The 25,249-nt window shown below is 43.6% G+C and carries 22 protein-coding genes; 19 read left to right on the top strand and 3 right to left on the bottom strand.

What is annotated here, in order from left to right; all coding sequences use genetic code 11:
* Positions 1–42: 42 nt before the first annotated feature.
* From AB6C75_RS08580 to AB6C75_RS08560, 5 genes are read left to right on the top strand one after another with little or no spacing between them, the layout of a single operon-like run.
* Positions 43–1,116 (top strand): cytochrome-c peroxidase, encoded by a 1,074-nt coding sequence (locus AB6C75_RS08580; RefSeq protein ID WP_371726773.1) that lies wholly within the window; start codon positions 43–45, stop codon positions 1,114–1,116.
* Positions 1,103–2,269 carry a cytochrome-c peroxidase gene (locus AB6C75_RS08575; RefSeq protein WP_372107571.1) on the top strand — a complete coding sequence of 389 codons (1,167 nt, stop codon included), beginning with the start codon at positions 1,103–1,105 and terminating at the stop codon, positions 2,267–2,269. Before AB6C75_RS08580 ends, AB6C75_RS08575 begins: the two co-directional genes overlap by 14 nt.
* Positions 2,266–2,850, top strand: coding sequence for an arsenate reductase (azurin) small subunit (locus AB6C75_RS08570; protein WP_372107570.1), 585 nt, complete (start codon positions 2,266–2,268; stop codon positions 2,848–2,850). The genes AB6C75_RS08575 and AB6C75_RS08570 overlap by 4 nt, the downstream gene beginning before the upstream one ends.
* Positions 2,851–5,577 carry a molybdopterin-dependent oxidoreductase gene (locus AB6C75_RS08565; RefSeq protein WP_372107569.1) on the top strand — a complete coding sequence of 909 codons (2,727 nt, stop codon included), beginning with the start codon at positions 2,851–2,853 and terminating at the stop codon, positions 5,575–5,577.
* Positions 5,578–5,586: 9 nt separating this feature from the next.
* Positions 5,587–6,030, top strand: coding sequence for a CopD family protein (locus tag AB6C75_RS08560; RefSeq protein ID WP_372107568.1), 444 nt, complete (start codon positions 5,587–5,589; stop codon positions 6,028–6,030).
* Between the two features lie 180 nt (positions 6,031–6,210).
* Here the strand turns inward: AB6C75_RS08560 and AB6C75_RS08555 are convergent, their stop codons facing one another.
* The gene (locus tag AB6C75_RS08555) at positions 6,211–6,666 is read right to left on the bottom strand and encodes a plastocyanin/azurin family copper-binding protein (protein WP_102249622.1); all 456 of its coding nucleotides are present in this window, start codon (positions 6,664–6,666) and stop codon (positions 6,211–6,213) included.
* Positions 6,667–7,232: 566 nt separating this feature from the next.
* Between AB6C75_RS08555 and nirB the strand changes: the two genes are divergently transcribed.
* From nirB to cobA, 4 genes are all read left to right on the top strand, one after another.
* On the top strand, positions 7,233–9,791 hold the full coding sequence (nirB, locus tag AB6C75_RS08550) for a nitrite reductase large subunit NirB (RefSeq protein WP_372107567.1): 2,559 nt from the start codon (positions 7,233–7,235) through the stop codon (positions 9,789–9,791).
* A 15-nt stretch (positions 9,792–9,806) separates the two neighbouring features.
* Entirely contained in the window at positions 9,807–10,130 is a 324-nt protein-coding gene (gene nirD / locus AB6C75_RS08545; protein WP_372107566.1) for a nitrite reductase small subunit NirD, read from the top strand.
* A 123-nt stretch (positions 10,131–10,253) separates the two neighbouring features.
* Positions 10,254–11,069 (top strand): formate/nitrite transporter family protein, encoded by an 816-nt coding sequence (locus tag AB6C75_RS08540; protein WP_012600575.1) that lies wholly within the window; start codon positions 10,254–10,256, stop codon positions 11,067–11,069.
* Positions 11,070–11,385: 316 nt separating this feature from the next.
* On the top strand, positions 11,386–12,162 hold the full coding sequence (cobA, locus tag AB6C75_RS08535) for a uroporphyrinogen-III C-methyltransferase (RefSeq protein ID WP_012600576.1): 777 nt from the start codon (positions 11,386–11,388) through the stop codon (positions 12,160–12,162).
* A gap of 120 nt (positions 12,163–12,282) precedes the next feature.
* On the opposite strand, the gene AB6C75_RS08530 is transcribed toward cobA, so the two are convergent.
* Positions 12,283–12,834 carry a DUF4174 domain-containing protein gene (locus AB6C75_RS08530; RefSeq protein ID WP_372107565.1) on the bottom strand — a complete coding sequence of 184 codons (552 nt, stop codon included), beginning with the start codon at positions 12,832–12,834 and terminating at the stop codon, positions 12,283–12,285.
* Between the two features lie 150 nt (positions 12,835–12,984).
* Between AB6C75_RS08530 and AB6C75_RS08525 the strand changes: the two genes are divergently transcribed.
* The 3 genes from AB6C75_RS08525 to AB6C75_RS08515 all read left to right on the top strand — a co-directional run bounded on the left by AB6C75_RS08525 (position 12,985) and on the right by AB6C75_RS08515 (position 15,586).
* Positions 12,985–13,458: an NYN domain-containing protein gene (locus tag AB6C75_RS08525; RefSeq protein ID WP_009845414.1), complete on the top strand. Its 474-nt coding sequence runs from the start codon at positions 12,985–12,987 to the stop codon at positions 13,456–13,458.
* A gap of 80 nt (positions 13,459–13,538) precedes the next feature.
* The gene (locus AB6C75_RS08520) at positions 13,539–14,204 is read left to right on the top strand and encodes a response regulator transcription factor (protein ID WP_009845413.1); all 666 of its coding nucleotides are present in this window, start codon (positions 13,539–13,541) and stop codon (positions 14,202–14,204) included.
* Positions 14,201–15,586, top strand: coding sequence for a sensor histidine kinase (locus tag AB6C75_RS08515; RefSeq protein WP_009845412.1), 1,386 nt, complete (start codon positions 14,201–14,203; stop codon positions 15,584–15,586). The genes AB6C75_RS08520 and AB6C75_RS08515 overlap by 4 nt, the downstream gene beginning before the upstream one ends.
* 200 nt (positions 15,587–15,786) lie before the next feature.
* On the opposite strand, the gene AB6C75_RS08510 is transcribed toward AB6C75_RS08515, so the two are convergent.
* Complete coding sequence (locus AB6C75_RS08510) at positions 15,787–17,091, bottom strand: dicarboxylate/amino acid:cation symporter (protein ID WP_372107564.1); 1,305 nt, start codon at positions 17,089–17,091, stop codon at positions 15,787–15,789.
* 559 nt (positions 17,092–17,650) lie between these two features.
* On the opposite strand from AB6C75_RS08510, the gene AB6C75_RS08505 reads away from it, so the two are divergent.
* From AB6C75_RS08505 to AB6C75_RS08475, 7 genes are all read left to right on the top strand, one after another.
* Positions 17,651–19,780, top strand: coding sequence for a TonB-dependent siderophore receptor (locus AB6C75_RS08505; RefSeq protein WP_372107563.1), 2,130 nt, complete (start codon positions 17,651–17,653; stop codon positions 19,778–19,780).
* A gap of 178 nt (positions 19,781–19,958) precedes the next feature.
* On the top strand, positions 19,959–20,726 hold the full coding sequence (locus AB6C75_RS08500; protein ID WP_017102102.1) for a DUF3450 domain-containing protein: 768 nt from the start codon (positions 19,959–19,961) through the stop codon (positions 20,724–20,726).
* The gene (locus tag AB6C75_RS08495; RefSeq protein WP_102257988.1) at positions 20,726–22,102 is read left to right on the top strand and encodes a MotA/TolQ/ExbB proton channel family protein; all 1,377 of its coding nucleotides are present in this window, start codon (positions 20,726–20,728) and stop codon (positions 22,100–22,102) included. The genes AB6C75_RS08500 and AB6C75_RS08495 overlap by 1 nt, the downstream gene beginning before the upstream one ends.
* The gene (locus AB6C75_RS08490) at positions 22,102–22,662 is read left to right on the top strand and encodes a MotA/TolQ/ExbB proton channel family protein (RefSeq protein WP_372107562.1); all 561 of its coding nucleotides are present in this window, start codon (positions 22,102–22,104) and stop codon (positions 22,660–22,662) included. Before AB6C75_RS08495 ends, AB6C75_RS08490 begins: the two co-directional genes overlap by 1 nt.
* Entirely contained in the window at positions 22,659–23,063 is a 405-nt protein-coding gene (locus AB6C75_RS08485) for an ExbD/TolR family protein (RefSeq protein WP_371726765.1), read from the top strand. Before AB6C75_RS08490 ends, AB6C75_RS08485 begins: the two co-directional genes overlap by 4 nt.
* Positions 23,064–23,082: 19 nt before the next feature.
* Complete coding sequence (locus AB6C75_RS08480; protein WP_009845405.1) at positions 23,083–23,703, top strand: energy transducer TonB; 621 nt, start codon at positions 23,083–23,085, stop codon at positions 23,701–23,703.
* Positions 23,700–24,878: a tetratricopeptide repeat protein gene (locus tag AB6C75_RS08475; RefSeq protein ID WP_372107561.1), complete on the top strand. Its 1,179-nt coding sequence runs from the start codon at positions 23,700–23,702 to the stop codon at positions 24,876–24,878. The genes AB6C75_RS08480 and AB6C75_RS08475 overlap by 4 nt, the downstream gene beginning before the upstream one ends.
* Positions 24,879–25,249 lie beyond the last annotated feature (371 nt).

Genomic DNA, 25,249 nt, shown 5'->3' with positions numbered 1-25,249 from the left:
TTAATAATAGGGGTAGATGATAGTAACCCCGAAGGAATGTCGATGAGCATCGCACTAAAAAGCTTGGTAGGAGTGTGTGCCCTTTTCTCTGCAACTCTATACGCCGCTCTGCCCCCTATGAGTATAAATACGGCGAAGGCAGAACTCGGTAAACGACTGTTTTTTGATACGCGCTTGTCCGGGGACGACTCGATATCGTGCTCCAGTTGCCACATTCCATCTAATGGTTTTTCTTACCCTGAACCGTTGAGCCCTGCCTATACGGGGAGTGATGGATTTCGCAATGCTCCAACACTTATTAATACAGCCTATAAAGAGGTGTGGTTTCACGATGGTCGTATTGGCACCAACCTAAACGATGTGGTGCGGGAGAATATCACTGAAGACTGGCTGATGAATATGGACATGCGTTTGATGCAGGAACGCCTCAAACAAGATCCAATATACGTCGAGATGTTTAAAGCGGCCAATCTTGGAGAACCGTCAAATGGCGGAGTACGCAAAGCTCTGCCTGAATACCTAAAAACATTGACTTCGAAAAACGTCCCTTTTGACAAGGGTGAGCTTAGCGACTTAGCGAGCCAGGGAGAAAAACTGTTCACAGGCAAAGCGGGGTGCAGCCAATGCCATAGTGGCGCGCTGTTTTCGGACGGAAAGGCACACAATACCGGAGTGCCAGAAAATCATGAGATATTTTTAGACCCCATGCGACATCAATCTTTTCTTGCCTACAACATGTTTATGGGTGTGCAAGATTACTTAACGTTAAAGCGCGATGTTGGTGCGCATGTTCAAACTCATAAAGCGGATGGTAGCGATCGCGGTAAGTTCATAACGCCAACGCTGCGAGAGCTCAGTCAAACTGCGCCGTATATGCACAATGGCATGCTTGCCACGCTTGAAGATGTGGTTGAATTTTATAATCAAGGTGGTGGCGAAGACTCAAACAAAGACTCTCGACTTACCACGCTTTCCCTAACGGACTATGAAAAAAAGGCGCTGGTGGCTTTTTTGGAATCGTTATCTGGAGACGCCCTTATAGGCGAAGAATACGAATGGTTAGACTATGACTTCGGCTACGAATACACGGAGGATTGGTCAAATGCTCGTAACTAAACGCTCTGTATTAAAGGCAGCACTCTTTATTCTTATTGGGATGACGGGGCTTCCCAATGTTGTTAATGCAAAGGTACAGCTTGAGCCTCTAGGGGAGGTGCCTGTGCCTGCGGATAATAAACAAACACCCGAAAAAATTGAGTTGGGAAAGATCTTATTTTATGACGGTCGGCTAAGTGGCGATACGACTAGCCCATGTGCTGGTTGCCATATTCAATCTCAGGGCTGGGGTTTTCCTGATGACTTATCCATGGGATATCCGGGTACGGTACATTGGCGTAATAGCCAAACGATTATTAATGCGGCTTATTATGACAAATTTTTCTGGGCGGGCAGCGCTATGTCATTGGAAGCGCAAGCCAAAGATGCTGCGAAGGGCGCGGTCGCGGGTAATGGTGAAGATGACATCATGGAAGCGCGTTTAGCGTTAGTACCTGAGTATGTTGAACGTTTTAAGCGAGTGTTTGGTGATGATACTCCGAAAATACACAACGCTTGGCGTGCTATAGCCGCGTTTGAACGTACGATGATTCAACGCGACACACCAATAGACAACTATTTACTCGGTGACAAAACCGCTTTGTCTGAGTCCCAATTGAAGGGTAAAGCACTGTTTGAGGGCAAAGCGAATTGCATAGCTTGTCACAACGGGGCTTTGGCTTCTGACCAGAAATTCTACAACATTGGCGTGCCGCCAAGCCCTTGGTGGAATGATGATGGACTGGCACAGATAACGTTTCGATTTGAGCTTTATTCTAAAGGTGTCTCCGAAGAGATGTACCGCACTACAAAGGCTGATCCCGGTGCTTACTTTCGTGCAAAACGTAAAGAGATGTTAGGTAAGTTTCGCACGCCAAGCCTACGTTATACAAAATACACTGCGCCCTACATGCACAATGGCACTATTCCAACGTTAGAAGCGGTGATTGATTTCTACGACCGAGGTGGTGTGGCGGATGACGGACGTACTACTGGTTACCCTCAGACAAAATCTGCTTTGATTCAACCTCTCGGTTTAACGGAGCAAGATAAAAAGAACTTACTGAGCTTTATCGAAGCATTTTCAGGTGAACAGATTTTTATTGAAGAGCCGACAATTCCAGAATACCAACCGTTATTTACTAAAGAAGAACTTGCTGGAGCAGAAAAATGATCGCCAACTCAGAGCAACATTCGAGTAATCGACACAACAAATGCATGATGTCACGACGTGATTTTTTACTCTATTCCGGCGCGGCGACTGCCGTCTCTATGGTTCCTCTTACCTTATTTGCAGGAACGGATTCTGAAACTCAGGTTGAAGGTCGTATTGTTGGTTACCCGCGTAAGAAAATCGCAAAGTTAAGTCAACTCAGTAACCACATTCCGGTTCACTTTCAATATCCAGATGAAGGAAAAAATTCGATTGCGATGCTGGTTAAATCCAACATCGAATGTGGCGGTGGGATAGGGTTACAGCGAGATATTGTGGCGTACTCGATGACGTGTACTCATCAAGGTGGGCCTTTAACCGGTGCTTATAAAGCAACAGGGGAGCATCGCATTGTCGGGCAGTGTCCATTCCACCTCTCTACATTTGATTTACGACGTCATGGCATTATGGTTTCTGGTCAAGCCTTTGAGAGCTTACCTCAAGTACTGCTGGAGCTAGAAGGTGATGATATCTATGCGGTCGGGGTTATGGGATTGATCTTTGGTCGCATGGAAAACCTGATCGATGTGGAGGTAATCTAGATGACTCAATCTCCTGCAAACAATCAATTTAATCAAAACCATTCATACCTTCAACCGAGCAGTACTTTATTGCCGCCTGCTGGTGCGGAAGTCATCACAACAGCATGTGACTATTGTATTGTTGCGTGTGGTTACAAAGTCTATCGTTGGCCTGTGAGTAGCCCTTCAGGAGGGCCTGCTGCAAGTGAAAATGCATTTGGTGTCGATTTCCCGGTTCATGCTCTGCAAGCTTGGGTTTCGCCACAGCAACATAATATTGTTTCGCATAATGGCAAACCACACCATGTGGTTGTAGTGGCAGACAAAGACATACAGGTCGTCAATAAAGGCGGTGATTCTTCGGTTCGTGGTGGACTGCTCGCAAGAAAGCTTTATAACCCAGAAACACCAACCAAAGATCGATTGAAGCAACCACTTGTTCGAATTAACGGTCAGTTACAACCGGTAGAATGGGATTTTGCGTTGGATATAGCAGCCCAAGTCGGCCGTCATGTGATTGATACGCACGGTTCAAACAGTTACTGCGTAAAAACCTATTCCTATCAGTATATTGAAAACACCTATGCAATAACAAAGTATGCATTGCGCCATGTCAATACCGCGAATTTTTCGTTTCATGACACGCCGTCAGATGTCACTGCAACCCCAGGGTTTCGAGATGCGGGTTTTGATAATTTTGCTCCAAGTTATGATGATTGGGGCGCGGCAGATACTTTGATGATCTGCGGAACAGATCCGTATGAGACAAAAACCATCATCTTTACGCAGTTTATTATGCCAGCGGTGCATCGTGGGATGAAAACCGTGATTTTGAACCCTCGTGAAACCGCTGGAATAGCGTGGCTTAAAGCTCAAGGTGGATTGCACCTCGATATCAATCCCGGTAGCGATAATCTTGTGATTGGTGCAATTGCTCGAGTGATCTTAGAGCAAGGCTGGCAAGACAATGAGTGGATTGAAAACTGGGTCAATAATAAATGGGAATCGAGCTCAGGTTTTGGTCAGGGTACTCGTAATACGCCATGGCAATGGAGAACCACTTGGGGCAAATTCCAAACGAATGGCTTTGATGATTATAAGCAATGGAATTTGGAGCAGAAAGAGTACGCACCTGAGTATGCCGCATCGATCGCGGGTATTGATGTGGAGAAGATCCACAAAGCCGCTGAGATGTTGGCAATGCCAGTCAACGGTCAACGAGTTAAAGCCTCAATTGGTATAGAGAAGGGCTTTTATTGGTCGAATAATACAGGGAATACCAACGCCATCGCCTCCCTTGCAACGATAATCGGTACTGGTGGCCGAGAAGGGCGTGTGATTGGTCGATTTGGTGGGCATCAACGTGGTGGACTAGCCGGTGGGAAACTACCAAGGAATAAGTCACCTGAAAAAGTCGCAGGTAGGCGCAGGCGCTCAATAGACACCGATAGATATCTCTATTCCGGGCATACCCGTATGGCCCATGTCATTGGTACAACATGGATTCAAGCTATGTGTGGTAGTTATGGGTTGAAAGAGAAATTCACCGACTTAACAACACGTAATCCTCACCAAGCGATGCGACGTGATAAACAGCACATTATAGATACACTCAAAAAGCGTGCAGATTCCGGTGGAATGGTCGTCATCAATCAAGATATTTATTTACGTGATCCTATTGGTAAACAATTCGCTGATATCATCTTTCCGGCCGCGACTTGGGGGGAAGAGGATTTCATGCGTGCTAATGGTGAGCGTCGTCTACGCCTTTACCAAAAGTTCGCTGATGCGCCGGGTCAGGCTAAGCCAGACTGGTGGATTGTTGCTCAAATGGCTTCGCGAATGGGGTACGACGGGTTTGATTGGCAAAACTCAAATGACGTAGCTGAAGAGTCATCACGATTTAGCCGTGGTAGCCGTAAAGATTTCAATATGATTAAAGTCGCAGCACATGCTGAAGGAAAAACTCTTCATCAAAAGCTCGCTGAATTTGGTACCGAAGGAATCCAAGGGCCTGTTTTTTATAACTATGACACCAAAAAGCTGATTGGCACTAAGCGCCTACATGACACTGAAATGAGTTGGGATGATCTGGTCGATAAAGGGCTGCAAGATGGCCCTCAAGGCGCCAATATTATGCGTAAACAGCTCACTCAATTTAATAGTCAGACGGGGAAGGTCAATCTTCAAAAACATCCTTGGGATCTGTTTAGTGATTTTCATCGTTGGCTTACCCCAAAACAGGACGAGTTATGGTTTTCGAATGGTCGTATTAACGAGATTTGGCAGTCAGGGTTTGATGATACCGAACGCAGGCCTTACATCACTCATCGTTGGCCTGAAAACTGGATTGAAGTACACCCGGAAGATGCGGACAAACGGGGCATAGAAGCCGGAGATGAAGTACTGGTGTACTCGGAGCGGGTGGCCAATTTTAAAGATACGATTCTGGGTATCGAGTCAGACGATTTTCAGTTTAGTAACCTAATGAAAAATGGTCACATTCAACTGGATTACGCGGAGATTAAAGCCGTTGCGATTGTCACCTCAGCCACGAAAAAAGGTGTGTTGTATTGTAATATGATGGACATGAAGAACCCAGCGAATGCTTTAACAACAAGGGTAGTTGACCAAATCAGTGGTAACTACAACTACAAAATGGGCGTCGCCAAAATAAAGAAAATTGGCGAATCAAAATATAAGCGTGAGTTTGAAGGGTTCTCCTTTGCACCACGTAACATTGTGTAAGGGAAGTTTATGTTTGGCGTATTATTGGTTTTGCATGTATTGGCTGCCACCATTTGGACGGGAGGGCACATTATTCTCAGCGTCGTTATCCTTCCTAAAGTCTTGAAACACCGTTCTCCAGAAATGTTATTGGAATTTGAGCAAGGGTACGAAAAGGTGGGAATACCTGCTTTGGTAGTTCAAGTGGTGACCGGGTTGATGCTCGCTTATCACATGTTACCGGACGTTAGCTTATGGTTTGATATGTCGATTCCACTGGCTCATGGCATTGCCGCTAAATTGACGTTGCTGTCTCTGACGGTATTGCTAGCCCTAGACGCACGCTTTCGTGTGATTCCAAAACTATCGAAGGACAACTTGGTTGATATGGCGCTGCACATTGTGCCGGTGACCATTATTTCAGTTTTGTTTGTGGTTGTCGGAGTGTCATTTAGAACGGGTTGGCTAGTTTGATCTGTTTTTACGTTTAGTGCGGAATATTTGACAATGTCTAAGTTAGATAAGTTAGATAAGTAACAAGAAACAGCGCCAATTCGGCGCTGTTTCTTGTTACTGACCCCTTAGCCTGTCTTCAGGCTGGCATTCCTATCTCACATCAACAGAGAGCTGATGTGTGATAGGCAGGGACAAAGGTTATTGAACCTTTTGCTCTGCTTGATCGAGCAAGCCTTGCATCTTTTTCTGAGCTCTGCGACTCACACGTTTTTTGGCCGCGGTGCGAGCTTCTTCTAAGTTAACACTAGGATCACCAACAACCACAAGTGCCACCATTCCGTGTCGGTGATGTACTTTACATTTTATGCCATAAACTCCGGGCTTATCAAAAGTGACTTCCTGAGCGTTTGACCCGGATATCATAAGAGGTTTAGCACCGTCAGGAAGCATCCCTTGAATGCTATGAGCAGTATGAGAGCCAACGGTTCCTTTAAAAAGCACCTTGTCACCAGGTTCGATTTCTACGTAATCAGGAATGAATTGATACATCTTGTCGATGTTTTCAGAATTCATGTCCATCACTTGTTTGATGACCTTTGTTTCAGCAAACGCAGGGGCTGCAATAATAGATAGGATTAGTAAAATTAGGCGCATCGTATTCACTCTGTTAAATAAGAATTATTTTCAACAATGCTAATTTATTCAGGGTTTGGTTGGAAGTTGATTTTTACATCACACATGTGAATCAAAAGGGTTCTTGTGTTAGATCAAGCAAACAAACCGATGACCCAAGTTATAAACTGAGTTCATCTCGACATTAAAGGGCGAACAGCTTTGTTTACATTACGAATAGGTAGGAGTGGTTTTCACAATTACACATAGTTTTTCACGCAAACGGTGTTCTACATGTATTTATAGGCTTCTATATATATTTATAAGAAGCCAAATGAAAATGATTGTCATTTACTTACGTTGTTGGTAACCTATTGTGAAACTTTACAACATTCCGCTTAGTGCACTGAAGTGTATATAAAACCCCGCTAAACCCTATCTAAACTATGGTTATTCGTTTGCTTTGCTTGTTAATTAAGCATATCTACCTCTTTTGTTCTACCCCTTTAGGGTAGTTTGTTTTCGTAATTGATTTACATCATATTTTCATTTTCTTTCATAATTCATTATTCGCTTAGTTAAGAAATATATAACCTTCAGGAATTCTTATGAGCAAGATGAAGCTAGTCGTAATCGGTAACGGGATGGTCGGTCATCGCTATATCGAAGATTTAGTCGAGAAGACAGATGTTGCAAACATGGACATCACGGTGTTCTGTGAAGAACCACGTGTTGCGTATGACCGTGTGCACCTTTCTTCTTACTTTTCACACCATACTGCAGATGAACTTTCTTTGGTAAAAGAAGGCTTCTACGAGAAACACGGCATCAACATGCTGATCGGTGAACGTGCTATCAACGTTAACCGTGAAAAGAAAACAGTTTGCTCAAGCACGGGTCGTGAAATTCAATACGACAAACTTGTTCTTGCTACTGGTTCTTTCCCGTTTGTACCGCCAATTAAAGGCCACGAAGGTAAAGACTGTTTTGTTTACCGTACTATCGAAGACTTAAAAGCTATCGAAGCGACGGCAAAGAATTCTAAATCTGGTGTTGTTGTTGGTGGTGGTCTACTTGGTCTTGAAGCGGCTGGTGCACTAAAGGCATTAGGTGTGACGACTCACGTTGTAGAGTTTGCTCCGAAGCTTATGGCAGAGCAGCTTGATCTTGCGGGTGGTAATCAACTTCGTCAAAAAATCGAACGTATGGGCGTAAACGTTCATACAAGTAAGAACACGCTTGAAATTGCTCCTGAAGGCACTGAAGCTCGTAACGTAATGCGTTTTGCAGACGGTACAGAGCTAGAAACTGATTTCATCGTATTCTCTGCTGGTATTCGCCCACAAGACAAACTTGCTCGTCAAATGGGCCTAGGTATTGCGCCTCGCGGTGGTATCGAGATTAACGATCACTGTCAAACGACAGACAAAGATATCTACGCTATCGGTGAGTGTGCATCTTGGAACCAAACGTTCTACGGTCTAGTGGCTCCTGGTTACAAAATGGCGACCGTTGCGGTTGACCACGTTGTTGGTAACGAAAGCACATTTGAAGGTGCAGACATGTCTGCGAAGCTTAAGCTTCTTGGCGTGAAAGTAGGTTCTATCGGTGATGCTAACGGCCGCACTCCAGGTTGTAAGAGCTACGTTTACCAAAACGAAGAACAAGAAATTTACAAGCGACTAATCGTTTCTGAAGACAACAAGAAGCTGCTTGGTGCGGTAATGGTCGGTGATACGTCTGACTATGGTGATCTTCTTCAGCTAATGCTGAATGAAATCGACCTGCCAGAGCATCCAGATGCATTGATTCTTCCTGCTCACGCGGGTGCTGAAAAGCCAACACTTGGCGCGGATTCTCTTCCTGAGTCTGCTGTTATCTGTTCTTGTTTCGATGTAACTAAAGGCAAGATTGCACAAGCCGTTGCTGAAGGTCACCACACCATTGGTGATATCAAAGCAGTAACTGGTGCTGGTACTGGCTGTGGTGGTTGTATTCCACTTGTGACTTCAGTACTGAACGCTGAACTTGCTAAAGCCGGTGTTGAAGTGAAGAACGACGTATGTGAGCACTTTGCTTACTCTCGCCAAGAGCTTTTCCACCTGATTCGTATCGAAGAAATCAAAACATTTGATGAGTTACTAGAGAAATACGGTAAAGGCTACGGCTGTGAAGTATGTAAGCCTCTAGCGGGTTCTATTCTTGCTTCTTGCTGGGGTGAGCACATCCTTAAGCCTGAGCTAGTGAAACTGCATGATACCAACGATAACTTCCTAGGTAACATCCAAAAAGACGGTACTTACTCTGTTATCCCTCGTATGGCAGGTGGTGAAGTAACGCCTCAAGCACTAAGCGTTCTTGCTGATGTAGCGGCTGAATACAACCTGTACACCAAGATCACAGGTGCACAGCGTATCGGTCTATTCGGTGCTCAAAAAGATGACTTACCAGCAATCTGGAAGAAGTTAGTTGCTGCGGGCTACGAAACAGGTCAAGCGTACGCGAAGGCGCTACGTATGGCTAAGACATGTGTCGGTTCAACTTGGTGTCGTTACGGCGTTCAAGATTCAGTTGGCCTAGGTGTGATGATCGAGAACCGTTACAAAGGCATCCGTACTCCTCATAAGATGAAGTTTGGTGTGTCTGGCTGTACTCGTGAGTGTGCTGAAGCTCAAGGTAAAGATTTAGGTATTATCGCGACTGACGCAGGTTGGAACATGTACGTATGTGGTAACGGTGGTATGAAACCTCGTCACGCAGACTTACTTGCAAGCGACCTAGACCAAGAAACGCTGATCAAATACATCGACCGTTTCATGATGTTCTACATCCGCACGGCTGCGCCACTACAACGTACTTCGGTATGGATGGACAACCTAGAAGGCGGTGTCGATTACCTACGTGAAGTGATTGTCGACAACAAGCTTGGCATCAATGACCAACTTGAAGCGGACGTAGCTGGCCTTGTGGGTAACTTTGCTTGTGAGTGGACTGACACTATCAACGACGAAGCTCAACTTAAGCGCTTCTCACACTTCATCAATGCTGATGACCGTGATGAAAACGTTGTGTTTGTTGACGATGGCCGTGAACAACACCGCCCAGCAACATTCCCAGAAAAACACCCAGAAGCGAAGGGCGACATCCTTCACGTTGAACTGGTTTAATTGGGAGACGACATCATGGCATTTACCAAAGTTTGTAAGATCGAAGACATTATTCCAGGTACCGGTGTTTGTGCGTTGGTTGGTGGTGAGCAAGTTGCTATTTTCCGCCCAACTAAAGCCGAAGAAGTGTTCGCTATTAGTAACACTGACCCGTTTTTTCAATCAAACGTTTTATCTCGCGGTTTAACGGTTGAGCACAAAGGTGAGCTTTGGGTGGCAAGCCCACTTAAGAAGCAACGCTTTAACCTAGCAACAGGTGTGTGCATGGAAGACGAGAACTTCAACGTGAAAGCGTACAAAGCTCGTGTTACCAAGGGTGCTGTAGAAATCTCTGCTTAATCTTTGGATGAGTAAGATTTGATAGATCAAGGGTTCTAGTTATCGACATTGCCTTAATTCGGCAATTAGAACCTTTTCCTATCCGATTTCAACTTTTAATTTTAACTTTTTAAGGACAATCTTATGTCTACTGATTTTAAACCAGCAGAATTCGTTCAAACAATGATCGATGTAGGTGAAGCGAAAACGAAAACGAGTACTCGTGATCTTCTGATTCGAAGCACAATGGCTGGTATCATCCTTTCTCTAGCTGTTGTAGTCGCTATCACGACCATCGTACAAACCGGCATTGGTATTGTTGGCGCTCTTGTGTTCCCAGTGGGCTTCGTCATTCTAAGTGTAATGGGCTATGACCTAGTAACCGGTGTATTTGGCCTTGCTCCTTTAGCGAAATTTGATAACCGTCCAGGTATTACTTGGGGTCGTATCCTACGTTGTTGGGGTCTTGTTGGTCTTGGTAACCTTATCGGTTCTTTAATTGTTGCAGTGTTAGTGGCAATTTCACTTACAGGTAACTTCTCTTTAGAACCAAACGCAGTTGCTCAAAAGTTCATTGCTGTTTCTACAGGTCGTAGCCTAGGGTTTGAAAACATGGGCATGGACGGCTGGATCACATGTTTCGTGCGCGGCATCTTCTGTAACCTAATGGTTTGTCTAGGTGTGATTGGTAACATGACTGCACGCACAGTTGCTGGTCGTGTAGCAATGATGTGGTTCCCGATCTTCATCTTCTTCGCACTTGTATTTGAGCACACAGTTGTAAACATGTTCCTATTCCCACTGGGTATGATTCTTGGCGCTGACTTCGGTATCGCGACATGGTTGAACTTCAACCTTATCCCAACAATCTTAGGTAACATCGTTGGTGGCTTACTGTTAACGTGTGTTCCTCTATACCTGACTCATGCTAAAACAGCTCCTTCTCTAGGCGCGAAGTAATACGGTAAACGTAAGTTAGTATGAGATTGAAAGCCCCAACAACGTGTTTGGGGCTTTTTTAGTTGGAAAGCTGCCAATGTATTCTCGGGCAGACAACACCTTAGTTATCATAGATGCGTTGTTTGCTATTGAGCAAAACATCCGCAATAGATTGTTTTGTTATAATTATTTCTATCTTCGTTAGTATTTAGACTGAATATTTATTTCAACACCTGATAGTCTAAGAGTTAAGGATTTTGATAAGTCATCATGAATACAGTGACTTATCACATAGATTGAAGCTTGAGATAAAACAAGCAAACCTTCGGAGCGCAGAATGTCAGAAGTATCGTCATCGAATGTTAAAGAAGTAAGCAATGGATTTGTTTCATTGGTAGGTGCAGGTCCGGGCGACCCAGACTTACTTACACTAAAAGCCGCACGAGTGATTCAACAAGCAGACGTTTTGGTTTATGACCGCTTGGTATCAAAAGATATCTTAGCGATGGCTAATCCAGAAGCTGAAATGTTGTATGTGGGTAAAAAGCTTGATCATCACTGCGTACCACAAGATCAGATCAACCAACTACTGGTCACTAAAGCGCAAGAGAACAAGCACGTAGTACGCTTAAAAGGTGGTGACTCGTTTATCTTTGGCCGTGGTGGTGAAGAGTGTGAAACGTTAGCTGAGAATGACGTGAGATTTGAAGTGATTCCGGGCATCACAGCAGCTGCAGGCGCAACTGCTTATGCGGGCATTCCGTTGACGCACCGTGATCACGCGCAAAGCGTACAGTTTATTACGGGTCATTTGAAGAAAGATGGCGAAGATATTGACTGGCGTTCTCTTGCTCAACACAATCACACGATCGTGTTTTACATGGGCTTGAAAGAGAGTCCTAATATTCAGAAGAATTTACTCGATAACGGTATGCGAGAAGACATGCCAGTTGCGATTATCGAAAATGGCACTCGCCAAGAGCAGAAAGTGTTTAGAGGTGGGCTACGTGACCTAGCTGATCTTGCTGGCGTTGCAAAGAGCCCTGCACTGATTGTGGTTGGAAGTGTTGCTCAGCTTCATGAAAAACTGGCTTGGTTTAATAAGCAAGCTTAAGTGATTGATGATCAAGCTTAGCTTGTTAGCTTGTTAGCTTGTTAGCTTGTTAGCTTGTTAGCTTGTTTGTTTGTTTGTTTGCTTGCTGGATGGTTAACCAAAGACTTAGCTGACTAAGAATCAAATACTGCAGCGGCTACTCTGTCGCTGCATTTCTTGTTGGCGCATGGGCATTTCGTCAATAATATTGGTGATTAAACTCCAGTCGGTTTTACCACTCCACCTGTGTTTCTCTTTCCCGTCTTTACCAATCAACACGGCAGTGTGTGAACCTTTGGGTATTCCATAACTGTTAGTCACTGCATCCAAATTAAACTCTTCAACTAACCATGCAGGAACGGTGTAGCCGCTTTCGGCGATGACCATGATAACTACATCTCGCTCGTCCAATTGACAATTGTTAATCAAGACTTCATTGAGAAACTCTTTTACGATCGAATCTTCTGTTGGAGCGAAATAAATAACACTGCGGTGTGGCAGAGCTTTGGAATGAGAGTAGGCTGGATAGGCGTGTAACGAGTTGTCTGACAGAATCATAAACATAACCGCGCTTGTTAATAGAGTTTTCAATGGTTTGGATATTGCTTTGGTTATCCCTGAACAGCAAAAGGCCAACACTGAGCCATTGGTGTCGCTGCCAAGGTATGATCTGATTATTTGTCGGTACTGCATGTTCCACCTTCCTTGATAAACTCAAACAAGCGATGAGTTAATAACAACTACGTTAAGCATAGCTAATGAGTTCATTTTTATTAAAGAAAGCGACTCGCATTTTAGAAGTGAATAGAATAGGGTATACGGAAAATCTAAAGGTATGAATTTATGGAAAACATAGCAATTTTGGTCGACGTTCAGAACGTTTACTATACAACACGCGATAAATACCGTTCTAACTTCGACTATAACCAGTTTTGGTATGTTGCCACGGAAGGACGTAACGTTGTCGAAGCCAATGCTTACGCAATCTCAAGCCAAGATCCTAAACAGCGTCAATTCCACCATATTCTTCGTGGTGTTGGTTTTAATGTGAAGCTAAAACCGTTTATTCAGCGTCGTGATGGTAGCGCCAAAGGGGATTGGGATGTCGGTATCGCGTTAGATGCGATAGAGCTTGCGGAGACGGTTGATACGATTGTTTTGGTATCGGGTGATGGCGATTTTGAAATCTTGGTAGAACGAATCAAAGAGCGCTTTGGAAAACCTGTTGAAGTGTATGGCGTTCCTGGGTTAACAGCTCAAAATCTTATCGATTCTGCCTCAAAATTTGTACCGATTGAAAAAGATTTTCTTCTATAGAGGAAATCACGCACTTTATAATTGAAATCAATAATAACGATAATTAGAATGCAAACAGTTCTTATTTATCGGTGTGTGAAATGTCTCGTGTTTTAGTTGTTGATGATGATATTCAGTTGTGTGAGTTACTGGGTGAAGTGTTGGAAAATGAAGGGTATCACGTTGATACCGTTCATTGCGGTGAATCAGCTCTAGAGTTTATTCAATCAAATCCTGTTGATTTAGTCTTACTCGATGTGATGCTCCCCAATTTAAGTGGTATTCAAGTCGCAAGACGTATTTGTCAGCGTTTTGCTACTCCTATCCTTATGCTAACTGCGCTTAATGATGATGCCTCCATGCTAGATGGCTATCAAGCCGGGGCAGATCAATACATCGCTAAGCCTTTCAATGTTCCTGAGCTTTTGACCCGGATTAAGGTGATCTTACGCCGAGTTGGGTTTGAGCGACAAAGACAATCAATGGCTTCATCTAATCAAGGTTTGTGCGAGCAACTTACCCGTTTACCTTTAACGGGCACTGAAAAAGAGTTGCTCGATTATCTGATCAAAAATAATGGCATCGTTGTATCAAAATCTGACTTGCAAATACATGTCTTGAAGAAAGAGCTGTGCCCCTTCGATCGTAATCTAGATATGCATATCAGCAATATACGTCGAAAATTGGTGCAGGCTGGCTTATCAAAGCAACATATTAAAACTGTGCGCGGTCAAGGCTACAGTTACCTGGAGTCGGTAGGAGTATGAGTAACTGGTTTCTACGGTGCCCTGATTTTGTTATCAAGCGTAAGGATGGCTTAACGTTTCAGCTGTTCAGTTGCCTGACAGTGATTTTAGTCAGCATACTCATCCTTCAAGGTGTCGCAGAACGAGCGCTGATGAAAGCTTTGTTGAAGGTACCTGAACCTGTCAAAGCTGAAATGTTGGATTTGGCTTATCAAGCTAATGTACTGATCGAAGAAGGAGACATGGATGAGCTTGCCGACTGGGGCAATGCCCAACGTTATTATTTATTCATTATCGATGAAAACAACCGACCTATTACCCACCGACACATGCATCCGCATTTTGAATTTAAGTTGAAGTACCTGCGTACATTAGACCATCAACTCAGTGATCGTGTGAGTAAGCCTATCTTCGGCTTGCCACTTGATAACGGCAATACACTCGTGATCCAACTGCCAGGCCAGTTTCATCCAGCAAAATCCTTTGCACCGTATTCCTACGCGCTGAAAGCTGTGATTGCTTTGATCGTGTTATCGCTGTTTTCCATTATTATGGCGAAAAGTCTGCAGCAGCCACTCGATCGTTTAAGGGAGGCCAGTCGAAGGCTCGCACAAGGAGATTTTTCAGTGAGTGTTGTGTCTGAGTTGGATTCAACTACACGTGAATTCAATGAGCTTGCCAATGATTTTGACCATATGACCTTTGAGATTAAGTCTCTGGCTGAAAAGCAGCGTCGTTTGATTCGTGATGTATCACATGAGTTGAGGACACCGTTAGCAAGGCAGAATCTCGCATTACATTTACTACGTAGTAAGGTCGATGAAAAAAGTATGGGTTTACTCGAACGGATGGAAAGCGAAACGGAAGAGATGAATAAGCTGGTGGGTGAAATTCTTGAGTTCAGCCGGCTAGAAACCTCTCGTTATGATTCTAAGTTAACTCCAATGCATCTTGAGCAGTATTGCTCAATGCTAATTGTACAGATGCAAAATGACTTGAAACCTAATCAAACTTTGACTGGTGATTTGGAAACTGCAACATCAATGGTTAATGTTGACGAGAGGCTACTTTTGAGGGTGATCAGTAACCTTGTAGGAAATGCGATCAAATACGCAGGGGGCAATGCGGATATTGTCGTCAAGACCTATGGGCAGGTCAATGATAAGCGTTACAGTGTCATTTCTGTGGAGGATGATGGTGAAGGTATCCCAGATAACAAGATTGCAGATATCTTTGACCCGTTTACCCGCATCGAGTCAGCCAGAGATAAACAGTCTGGTGGTTACGGTCTTGGACTCGCGATCGTTAAGGAAGCCATGGGAGTGATGAATGGGCATGTTACCGCTGAGAACAGAGAAGGTGGGGGACTTAGAGTGAACCTTATGTTTCCTATCGTAGATTAAGCGTTAGGCTCGGCACTCAACGCTCAGCCCCTGTAACGAGAAGATAGATGAGAGTTGAATCGTTTCGGCTCAAAGAGAACCCAATAAAAAACGCCACTGCAGATGCAGTGGTGTTTTTGTTTATACGCTTTTCATTATCAGCTAAGGCATAGCCATTAATTACGCCTTAGCTTGGAGATAAGAGCGACAGAGTAGCTAGATTATGCCTGTTGGCGTGCTAGCTTAACTTCTTCTTCTTTCTCACCAGCTGCCGGGTCATTGAAGCGAGACTCATCAAGAGAACCTTCAGACTTAGCAACGATGATAGTTACGGCACTATCACCTGTGATGTTTACAGCGGTACGAATCATATCAAGAAGGCGGTCAACACCCATGATTAGAGCAATACCTTCAAGCGGTAGACCAACTTGGTTCAATACCATCGCTAGCATAACAAGACCAACACCAGGAACACCTGCGGTACCAACAGACGCCAATGTCGCTGTTAGGATAACCATTAGGTAATCACCCATAGTCAGGTCGATGTTGTAAGCTTGTGCAATAAACGCAGTTGCAACACCTTGCATGATAGCTGTGCCATCCATGTTCACTGTTGCACCTAGTGGTACGGTGAATGAAGCGACTTTGTTGTCTACGCCCATGCGGTTTTTAGCCGTTTCCATTGTTACTGGAATCGTTGCGTTCGAAGAGGCAGTTGAAAACGCAAACATGATTGCATCTTCCATCTTACGTAAGAACGTAATCGGACTTAGGCCTGTGAATCCTTTAAGCATCGCGCTGTAGGTAACCAAACCGTGTAGAAATAGGGTACCCGCAAGCACTAAGAAGTATTCTGCTAGGTTCCAAATTGCGCTTAAACCAAGGCCAGAGAACAGCTTCGCCATTAAGAAGAATACGCCGTAAGGCGCAAGGTTCATTAGTAGCGCAACTAGCTTCATGATCACTTCGTTTAGATCAGAGAAAACCGCAGCGATACGCTCACCTGGTTTACCCGCTGCACTGATTGCAATACCAAACAACACAGCAAATACGATAACTTGTAGCGTTTTGCCCTCAGCCATCGCCTGAATAGGGTTGGTCGGGAACATGTCGATGATGACTTGGCCCAAAGAAGGAGCATCAGCTGATTTGAAAGAGCTCGCAGCCGTAAGATCCGCACCCGCTCCAGGTTGGAACAAATTACCGATAGTCAGTGCTAGAGTGATAGCTACAGCAGTTGTACCGATATAAAGTGCAAGTGTTTTGCCCCCCATACGGCCAAGAGTTGATAAGTCTTTAAGAGAGCTTGTACCGCACACGAGTGAAACGAAGACGAGTGGTACAACAAGCATTTTTAAACTGGCGACAAAGATCTGTCCGCCTACTTCAAAGAGTCCGTTAACGATGTAGTTGTTAACAAATCCGCTGTCTGCAAAAAGGGATTGAATGGCAAATCCCGTTAATATACCTACGACCATACCGAGGATAACTCGGCCAGTCAGAGACATAGGTTTCTTGGTATTCATTTAGAACACTCCTTATTATTTATAACTTTGATACCTTTCCAAAGTGAGAAGGAGATTAGCAGTCGGTTGATTAAATCGAAAAACAAAAAATGAGTTTGGAATTACAGATGTGATCATAATCACTGATAATTGTTCAAATAAAACAAAATAAAACAAAATAATTCACCAGTCCTTTACATTTATCGAGTGTTTTATACAAAAAATCGTCGTTCTGAAGGTAATAAATAAGATAAGAGGATTTTGTTATAGATGTTTGCTTATTACATTGACTGCGCAAATGGCGGTGTTTCAAAAAGTTTGGCGCAGAGAGCCGATTTTTAATTCAAGTGCTCGTTAAATGACTGTATTGAATTGGTTTCTTTTAACTGCAGGTTAACGACTCGTCAGCTCGTCTTTACAAAACTTTACGAATGCAAAAAATGTAAATTTAATGCAAATAGTAATAGTTATCACTTATATTCCCCATCGAAATAATTCAGTGGTACCGGAAACGGTCTAACGGACACATCGAATAAATAACAAAGTGTTCGTCTAAAAGAATAAAAGTGGAGAAAAGGACATGTTTTCAAAAAAGCCATTGGCTTTAGTGATCGGCGCAGTATTAGCTTCACCAGCAGTATTGGCAGAAGCAGTAAAAACTGACGAGCATATGGTTGTTGAAGGTCGTGATTACGGTTATAAAGCCGACACGAATACAACAGCAATGCGCATGAAGGCGACTCAATTAGAGACTCCAGGACAAGTTACGATTATCAGTGAGCAAATCATTGATGAGCAACGCGCAAGCACGCTTGGCGAAGTATTAAAAAATGATGCGTCAATTTCAGCGGGTTCTAAATCAACAAACCGTGAGCGCTTCAACCTACGTGGTTTCTCTCTAGGAAGCAGTTCTGGTTACTTGCGCGATGGCGTTCAACACTGGTCTCATTACCGTCAACCGGTAGAACTACTAGAACGTGTTGAAGTACTAAAAGGTCCTGCAGGTTTGCTCTACGGTAAATCAGCACCTGGTGGCCTTGTTAACATGGTTGCTAAGAAGCCTACGTATGAAACTCAAGTTAGCGTAAGCCAAGACATTGGTTCTGACAGTTACACACGTACTACCGCTGATGTAAGCGGTTCATTGAACGATGATCAAACTCTACGTGCTCGTCTTATTGTTTCACAAGAAAACCAAGACTCTTACCGCACACGTTTTGACGGCACAGATGTAGAGACTGACCGCTTTGTTGGTGGCCTATTTGTTGATTACGATATCAACGAAGATGTGATGCTATCTGCGCATTACGACCGTACTCAAGAGTTGGGTGATCTAGATAACGGCTCAAAGATTGATACGAAAACAGGTAAAGCGATTACCCCAAATACGGTTAATGACCAACGCTTCGCACAAACAGACAACGACGTAGCAAACTACGGTGTGGCTGTTACAGCAAACTTGAGCGATACATGGGCAGTTAAATCGGGTATCAGTCGTCAGTTTTACGAACGTCGCCGTACTGAATCAGATAACGTTATTGATTCAAAGAAAGACAGAAAAACCAAGAAAACACTAGGTTATGGTTACAAAGTATCAGACCGTCATGATGAGTGGACGTTTGATACGGCTTACGTGGATTTTACTGGTGATGTTGATGCATTTGGTGTGAATCACCGTCTGTTGGTGGGTGCAAATGGGTTGCACTACGATTACAAGCGCCTGTACGTATCAGACTACGCTTGTTTTAACGCTTCAGAAGCAGACACAATGAAAGAGTGTGGCAAAGGCTTTGATATGCCTGCAGACATTCACTATAACAACGATGATTCAGTATCACACTCGAAGAGCCAACACTACGGTCTATATCTTCAAGATTTAGTGACGTTCAATGAGCAGTGGCAAGCACTTGCTGGTGTTCGTTTCGCTTACGATGATACAACGAGCAGTTCTGGTAAAGAAGAGAGCTACAATAACATCCTACCTAAGTTCGGTGCGATTTACTCTCCGGCGCCAAACGGTTCTATTTACGCGGTTTACTCTGAAAGTTTTGAACCTGTAAGTGAGATTTCTGATAAAGATGATGTGAACTTCGGCCAGTCTCAAGATGCGAAGAAAGGTACACTTTATGAGCTAGGCTCAAAGTGGGAACTGTTTGATGAGCGTTTATTCGTATCAGGAGCAGTATTCCAGATCACACAAACGAACATGCAAGTTACAGAAGACCTTCCTGCATCTCATGCAAAAGATACTCGTACTACACAGGTGGGTGAGCAAGTTCACACTGGTGTGGAGCTAGCTGCGACGGGCTACGTGACGGATGCGTTCTCTGTAAGTGCATCAACAATGTTCTTAGATGCTGAATATAAGAATGACCCTGCTCTTAATGGTAAAACACCAGCAGACGTACCTGAATTTACGGCAAGCATCTGGTCTACTTACGCATTCAACAACGGTACTGATGTAAACCTAGGTGTGTATCACGTAGGTGAGCGTTACACTGAAAGTGCTAACACGTTTAAGAAAGACGCTTACACTCGTGTAGATGCTGGTGTTGCACATACGATTAAGTACGATGAAAACTTAGACTTTGTTGCACGCTTTAATGTAGAGAACTTATTCGATACAGATTACCTAGAAGGTGGCAGCACTCGCGGCGTTGTTGTTGGCGAAGGTCGTAACTACATGGCTACGTTACAGGTAAAATACTAATTTGTTAGTAGGGTACTATTGGTAGCTTAAATATTAAGGGGAAGGTTTCGACTTTCCCCTTTCTTGATTCTGCTATTTAGTAAAAATACCCCTAGCAATGCGAGTGGTTTTTAATGATAATGAGACTGCTTATCAATAAAACTCATTTGTTCTTCTTCTAAAGTAAATGACTACAATTATGAATCTTTTAAAAACTAGCCTAGCACTTGCCATCAGTTTGGTTGCAACGTCATCGATGGCAAACAGCTTGGATCAAGCTCAATCAATTCAAAACAAGACCAATAACGCGTCGGCTTCGAGCCAAAAGGTTATTGATAAAAGCTCACAAGCAACATTATTGCTGCAAGCTGAGGTTGAGCGTCTGCAAGAAGAAGTGAAAAATTTAGAAATCTATCACGATCATCTTGCCGCATTGGTTAAGAGCCAAGATCAAGAAGCGCAGAGTATTGAAGGGCAGATCGACGAAATCAAACTAACACGTCAAGGTGTTGTGCCTTTAATGTACAAGATGATCGATGGTCTCCAGGAAGTTATTGAAAGCGATCTACCTTTCAAGACAAATAGCCGTCTGCGTCGCGTTGAAAAGCTGAAAGCGATGATGACTCGTGCTGATGTCAGTGATGCTGAAAAATATCGCCGTATTTTAGAGGCGTACCAAATTGAAGTGGATTACGGTATTAAGCTAAGTTCTTATTCAAGCCGTGTCGAGTTAAGTCAAGATAAAGTGCTTGAAGTTGATATTTTGCATCTTGGCCGCATTTCACTGGTCGCTCGTAACTTAAATGGTACCCAATATTGGTCTTGGGACCAAAATAGCGATCAATGGCAAGAGTTGGATTCTTCGATGAAATCTGAGTTGGACAAAGCGTACGATATTGCTAATAAGCAAGCGTCTCCAAGCTTAATTACTTTACCTGTTTCTTTAACTGTTGCGGAGGTTAAGTAATGAACTTAAAGCCATTAGCAGCATTGCTTTGCATTACGTCAATTTCATTTTCTGCTTTCTCTGCATCAGACACGACAGCTCAGCTTGTTAACAAAGCAAAATCAGAGAGTCGCACGCAAGCGTCTCATAACGTAATTCGTGAAGCTGACTTTAAAAAGACAGAACAACAACTCAAAGCGATCAAAGCACAGCTTGAAGCTAAACGTAGCTCTATTCAAGGTGCGACCGATGTTCTGACTCAGACATTCAGTGATAACGAAAACAAGCTTGCTCGTTTAGAAGAGAAACTGCGTTTAGAAACAGGTAGCTTAGGTGAGTTGTTTGGCGTTGTAAGACAAAATGCAAAAGACCTTGAACATGAGCTTACGGATACAGTAACTAACGTAGATCGCGCAGCGTATACAGAAACTGTTTATCAAATCGTGGACGCAAAATCATTACCGTCAATGCCCCAGTTAACAGGTCTTTGGTTGAGCATGATGGAGCAAATTCAAGCAAGTTCAGAGATAAGCAAGTCGACAGTTTCACTAGTTAATAGTGAAGGGGTCACTGAAAAGGCAGAAGCTTATCGACTGGGTTCTATTGGCTTAGTTGCTGAGTCAGGTTACGTATGGTGGGATGCTAGACATCAAGATGCAATAGTTTACTTGAAGCAGCCTTCACAAGGTCCAACACTGGCGTCGCTTTCTACTTTAGCTAATGGCGAAGTGTCTAACGTGGTCGTCGATCCTTCTCGTGGATTCATGCTAGAACAATTAGCTTTGGAACCAAGCCTAGCTGATCGTCTGCAAGCCGGTGGCCTAGTAGGTAAAGTTATTCTTGGCTTGTTGGCAATTGGCTTAATCATCGCATTGGTTCGTGGTATTTCTTTGGCTATCGCTCGTCAGAAGATTCGCGCTCAACTTAAAAAACCTGAACAAGCGGGAGACAACCCTCTGGGTCGTGTTCTTGCGGTTTACAGCAAAGAGAAAAATCAAACAGTAGAAGCATTAGAACTGCGACTTTTAGAAGCGGTAGTGGATGAACAAACTCACCTAGAGAAAGGTTTATCAATGCTGAAGCTTCTAGCTGCGCTAGCACCAATGCTTGGCTTGCTAGGTACCGTAACCGGCATGATAGAAACATTCCAAGTGATCACACAGTTTGGTAATGGTGACCCTAAAGTAATGGCGGGCGGCATTTCGATGGCACTTGTTACAACGGTACTTGGCCTTGTTGCTGCAATGCCACTGCTATTGGCACACAACATTCTGAGTACTCAGTCAGAGAACATTCGTAATATTTTGGAGAAACAGGGCATTGGCCTTGTTGCTGAGCAGGCAGAGAAGTCTATTGAACCAAGCGCTGTTGTTTCACAAGTTGGGACTGCCGCGTAATGGATATTTTGTCGGGTTCTCTATTACCAGCGAGTTGGTTAACGAGTAACTGGCTGCTGTCTTTATCAAACTTTATGGAGCAGGGCGGTTTCGTCCTGTGGTGGCTAGCGGCTGTCGTCCTCGTTTTTTGGGTACTTGTGGTAGAACGTGTGCTTTATCTCGCGTTCGACTTTCCAAAGCAGCGTCAAGCTTGGATTAATCAGTGGCATGAAAGAGAAGAACACTCTTCTTGGTATGCGAAAGCCATTCGTGAAGGTTGGTTGGGGCAAGCGAGTATTTTACTTAACCAAAACTTGAACTTTATTAAGCTGTTAGTTGCTATTTGTCCGATGTTGGGTTTGCTCGGTACCGTAACCGGTATGATCTCCGTTTTTGATGTCATGGCGACTCAAGGAAGCAGTGATCCTAAATTGATGGCCTCAGGTATCTCGTTGGCAACTTTACCAACGATGGCGGGTATGGTTGCTGCATTAGCTGGCATGTTTGTTCATGCTCGTTTAGCGAAAGTCTGTAACCGCTTAGAATTGAAATTAGAAAAATCTTTAAGGAGTCAACGATGAGACTCGGTCGACGTCATTCTAAAAACGAAGAGGCTCAAATAGACCTTACTTCGATGCTTGATATCGTATTCATCATGCTTATTTTCTTCATTGTGACGAGTTCATTTGTTCGTGAATCTGGTGTTGAAGTCAATCGCCCGCAAGCTTCAAATGTAGTGAGCCAAAAAGATGCAGGTATCTTTGTCGCGATTACTTCTTCGAATGACATTTTCATAGATAAACGTGTTGTGGATGTTGAACGTGTTCAAGCGACGTTAGAACACTTGTTGCTAGAACAACCTGATGCTTCTTTGGTTATTCAGGCGGACGAGCATGCTTATAACGGTACGGTTGTTAAAGTGATGGACGCTGCCAAAGGTGCGGGTGTTAAAAATATTGCGCTTGCAGCTGAAAAGCGATGATCTTGGAGGATCTTAATCAATGATTCGCCTATTTCTTGCATTACCTTTAGCGGGAGCGTTGGGTTTAGCACTATTTTCTTTCATGGCTTGGATGGTCGATAATGGACACCAACGTTCGCCAGACAACAGTGAGACGTTAAGTTTCAACATGGTGATGGTTGAACAAGAACAAGAAGTACAGAGAAGACAACGTGCAGTCCCGGAACAACCCGAAATGCCAGAGCCGCCACCGCAAGCGCAAACGTCTCAGTCGCAAGCTGAAGTAACGCCTCTGAATTCAATGTCTTCACTGTCTTCACTGGATTTGAATACTTCAATTGAAGGCCTAGCGATTAACGCTCCAACATTTTCTGATTTTGGGTCAAATCAACAGGTAATGCCGCTTTATCGAGTTGAACCTCGTTATCCAGCAAAAGCGCTCAAGCGTGGCGCTGAAGGGTATGTCATTTTGTCTTTTACAATCGATGAAACAGGACGTTCTGTTGATATTCAAGTTACGGATGCAAATCCACGTCGTATGTTTGAACGTGAAGCGATAAGAGCACTTAAAAAATGGAAGTATCAACCCAAAGTCGTCGATGGAAAAGCGGTTGCTCAGGTTGGTCAAACCGTGAAACTAGAGTTTAAGTTGGCAAAATGATGAAACAGATATGGATATTAGTGGGCTTGTTGATAATGCCCCTTACAGTACCGGCAAAAGAGCTAACCCAATACACCGTTATTCGTGTTCAAAAGGCGAATAAACTTGCTCAAGAGGAGCACGTTAAACAGGCGATTGAGGTTTTGGCTAGTTTAGAGTTATCTAAAGGCTATGACAAAGCCTATGTCGCTCGCATGCTTGGTGTGTTTTACTGGCAAGATGGTAAAACAGAGACGGCAATCAAGCAGCTTACTTATGCAGTGGATAGTGGCTTATTGGTCGATGAGCAAGCTTGGGTAACGAAACGTATGTTAGCTGATTTGCTGCTTAGCGAGCAGCATTTTAAAGCGGCATTACCACACTATTATGAGCTCGTTAAAACAGCACCGGAAACTGAAAAGAAAGACACGCTATGGATGCGAATTGCTCAAGCTGAATACCAAATTGAAAACTGGACGAAAGTACTGGCGGCTATAGGTAATCATAACAAGTTTAATTCAAAACCACAGTTGTCGCCTCTCTCGTTAAAGCTGGGTGCTCAACTACAGTTAAAACAATGGAAGCAATCAATTCCTACGTTAGAAAGTTTAGTTGAACTTCAACCCGAAAAAGACAACTGGTGGCGTCAACTGGTCGGGATTCAGTTAAGGCTAGAGCGTAGCCGAGATGCGTTGAATACCTTAGCGCTTGCTGAGCTACAAGGTGTTGAACTGAATAATTCAGACCGTAGGCTACTTGCTCAACTGTACGCGAAACGAGGCATCCCTGAGCGCGCTGCGCAAGAAATTAGCAAGTTAGATGACGCAAACAGCGATGTCCAACTTCTGGCTGAGCAAGCAACCTACTGGCAGCTAGCGAAAGAGTGGGACAATGCTATTGAAGTGTGGACGTTAGCGTCGAACATGAATACTCGATACCATTGGAATGTTGCTCAATTATTGGTTCAGCAAGGTTACTACGAGCGAGCTCTGGTTGTTTTAGACAAAGTGAAAGACAAGAACAAGCAAGCTGACGTTGCATTAGCGAAAGTACGTTCATGGTATAAGTTGAAGAACTTAGATAATGCTCTCGCTCAAGCTAAGCGGGCGAACAACATTGAACCGTCTCCTGAGGCTAAAGGGTGGATCAAATATTTGACCCAGCTGAGAACGGTAAGCGAAAGTGGAAACGCCTAATCACATATAGTTAGAAGCTAGAAAACAGAGTACTAAATAAGACAGTGAAAGGGTGTCATTTGAATGTTCAAATGACACCCTTTTTTTGTATTCAATAGACTTAAACCTTAAACTTAGGTGCCTGAGCGGTGCTGTTGTTTGACTGAGGTAAGAATAATACCAATCACAGTAAGTCAGTGATCATAAATAGCGCAGGAAAAATGCTTGAGAACAAGGCGGAAATTTTCGATAAGTAGTTATTCTAAAATGAAAATTTCTAACGATGTTATCGAGTGTTTTAACTAGCTAGGATGAACAGTTATTTACTACGATTGGTATAAAGATAAAGATAAAGATAAAGATAAAGATAAAGATAAAGATAAAGATAAAGA

Source organism: Vibrio sp. 10N.237.312.B06 (genome assembly GCF_041464685.1).
GTDB classification, from domain to species: domain Bacteria; phylum Pseudomonadota; class Gammaproteobacteria; order Enterobacterales; family Vibrionaceae; genus Vibrio; species Vibrio tasmaniensis_A.
Note: the sequence above shows the minus strand (reverse complement) of the source record. Positions and strands in the feature narration are given on the sequence as shown.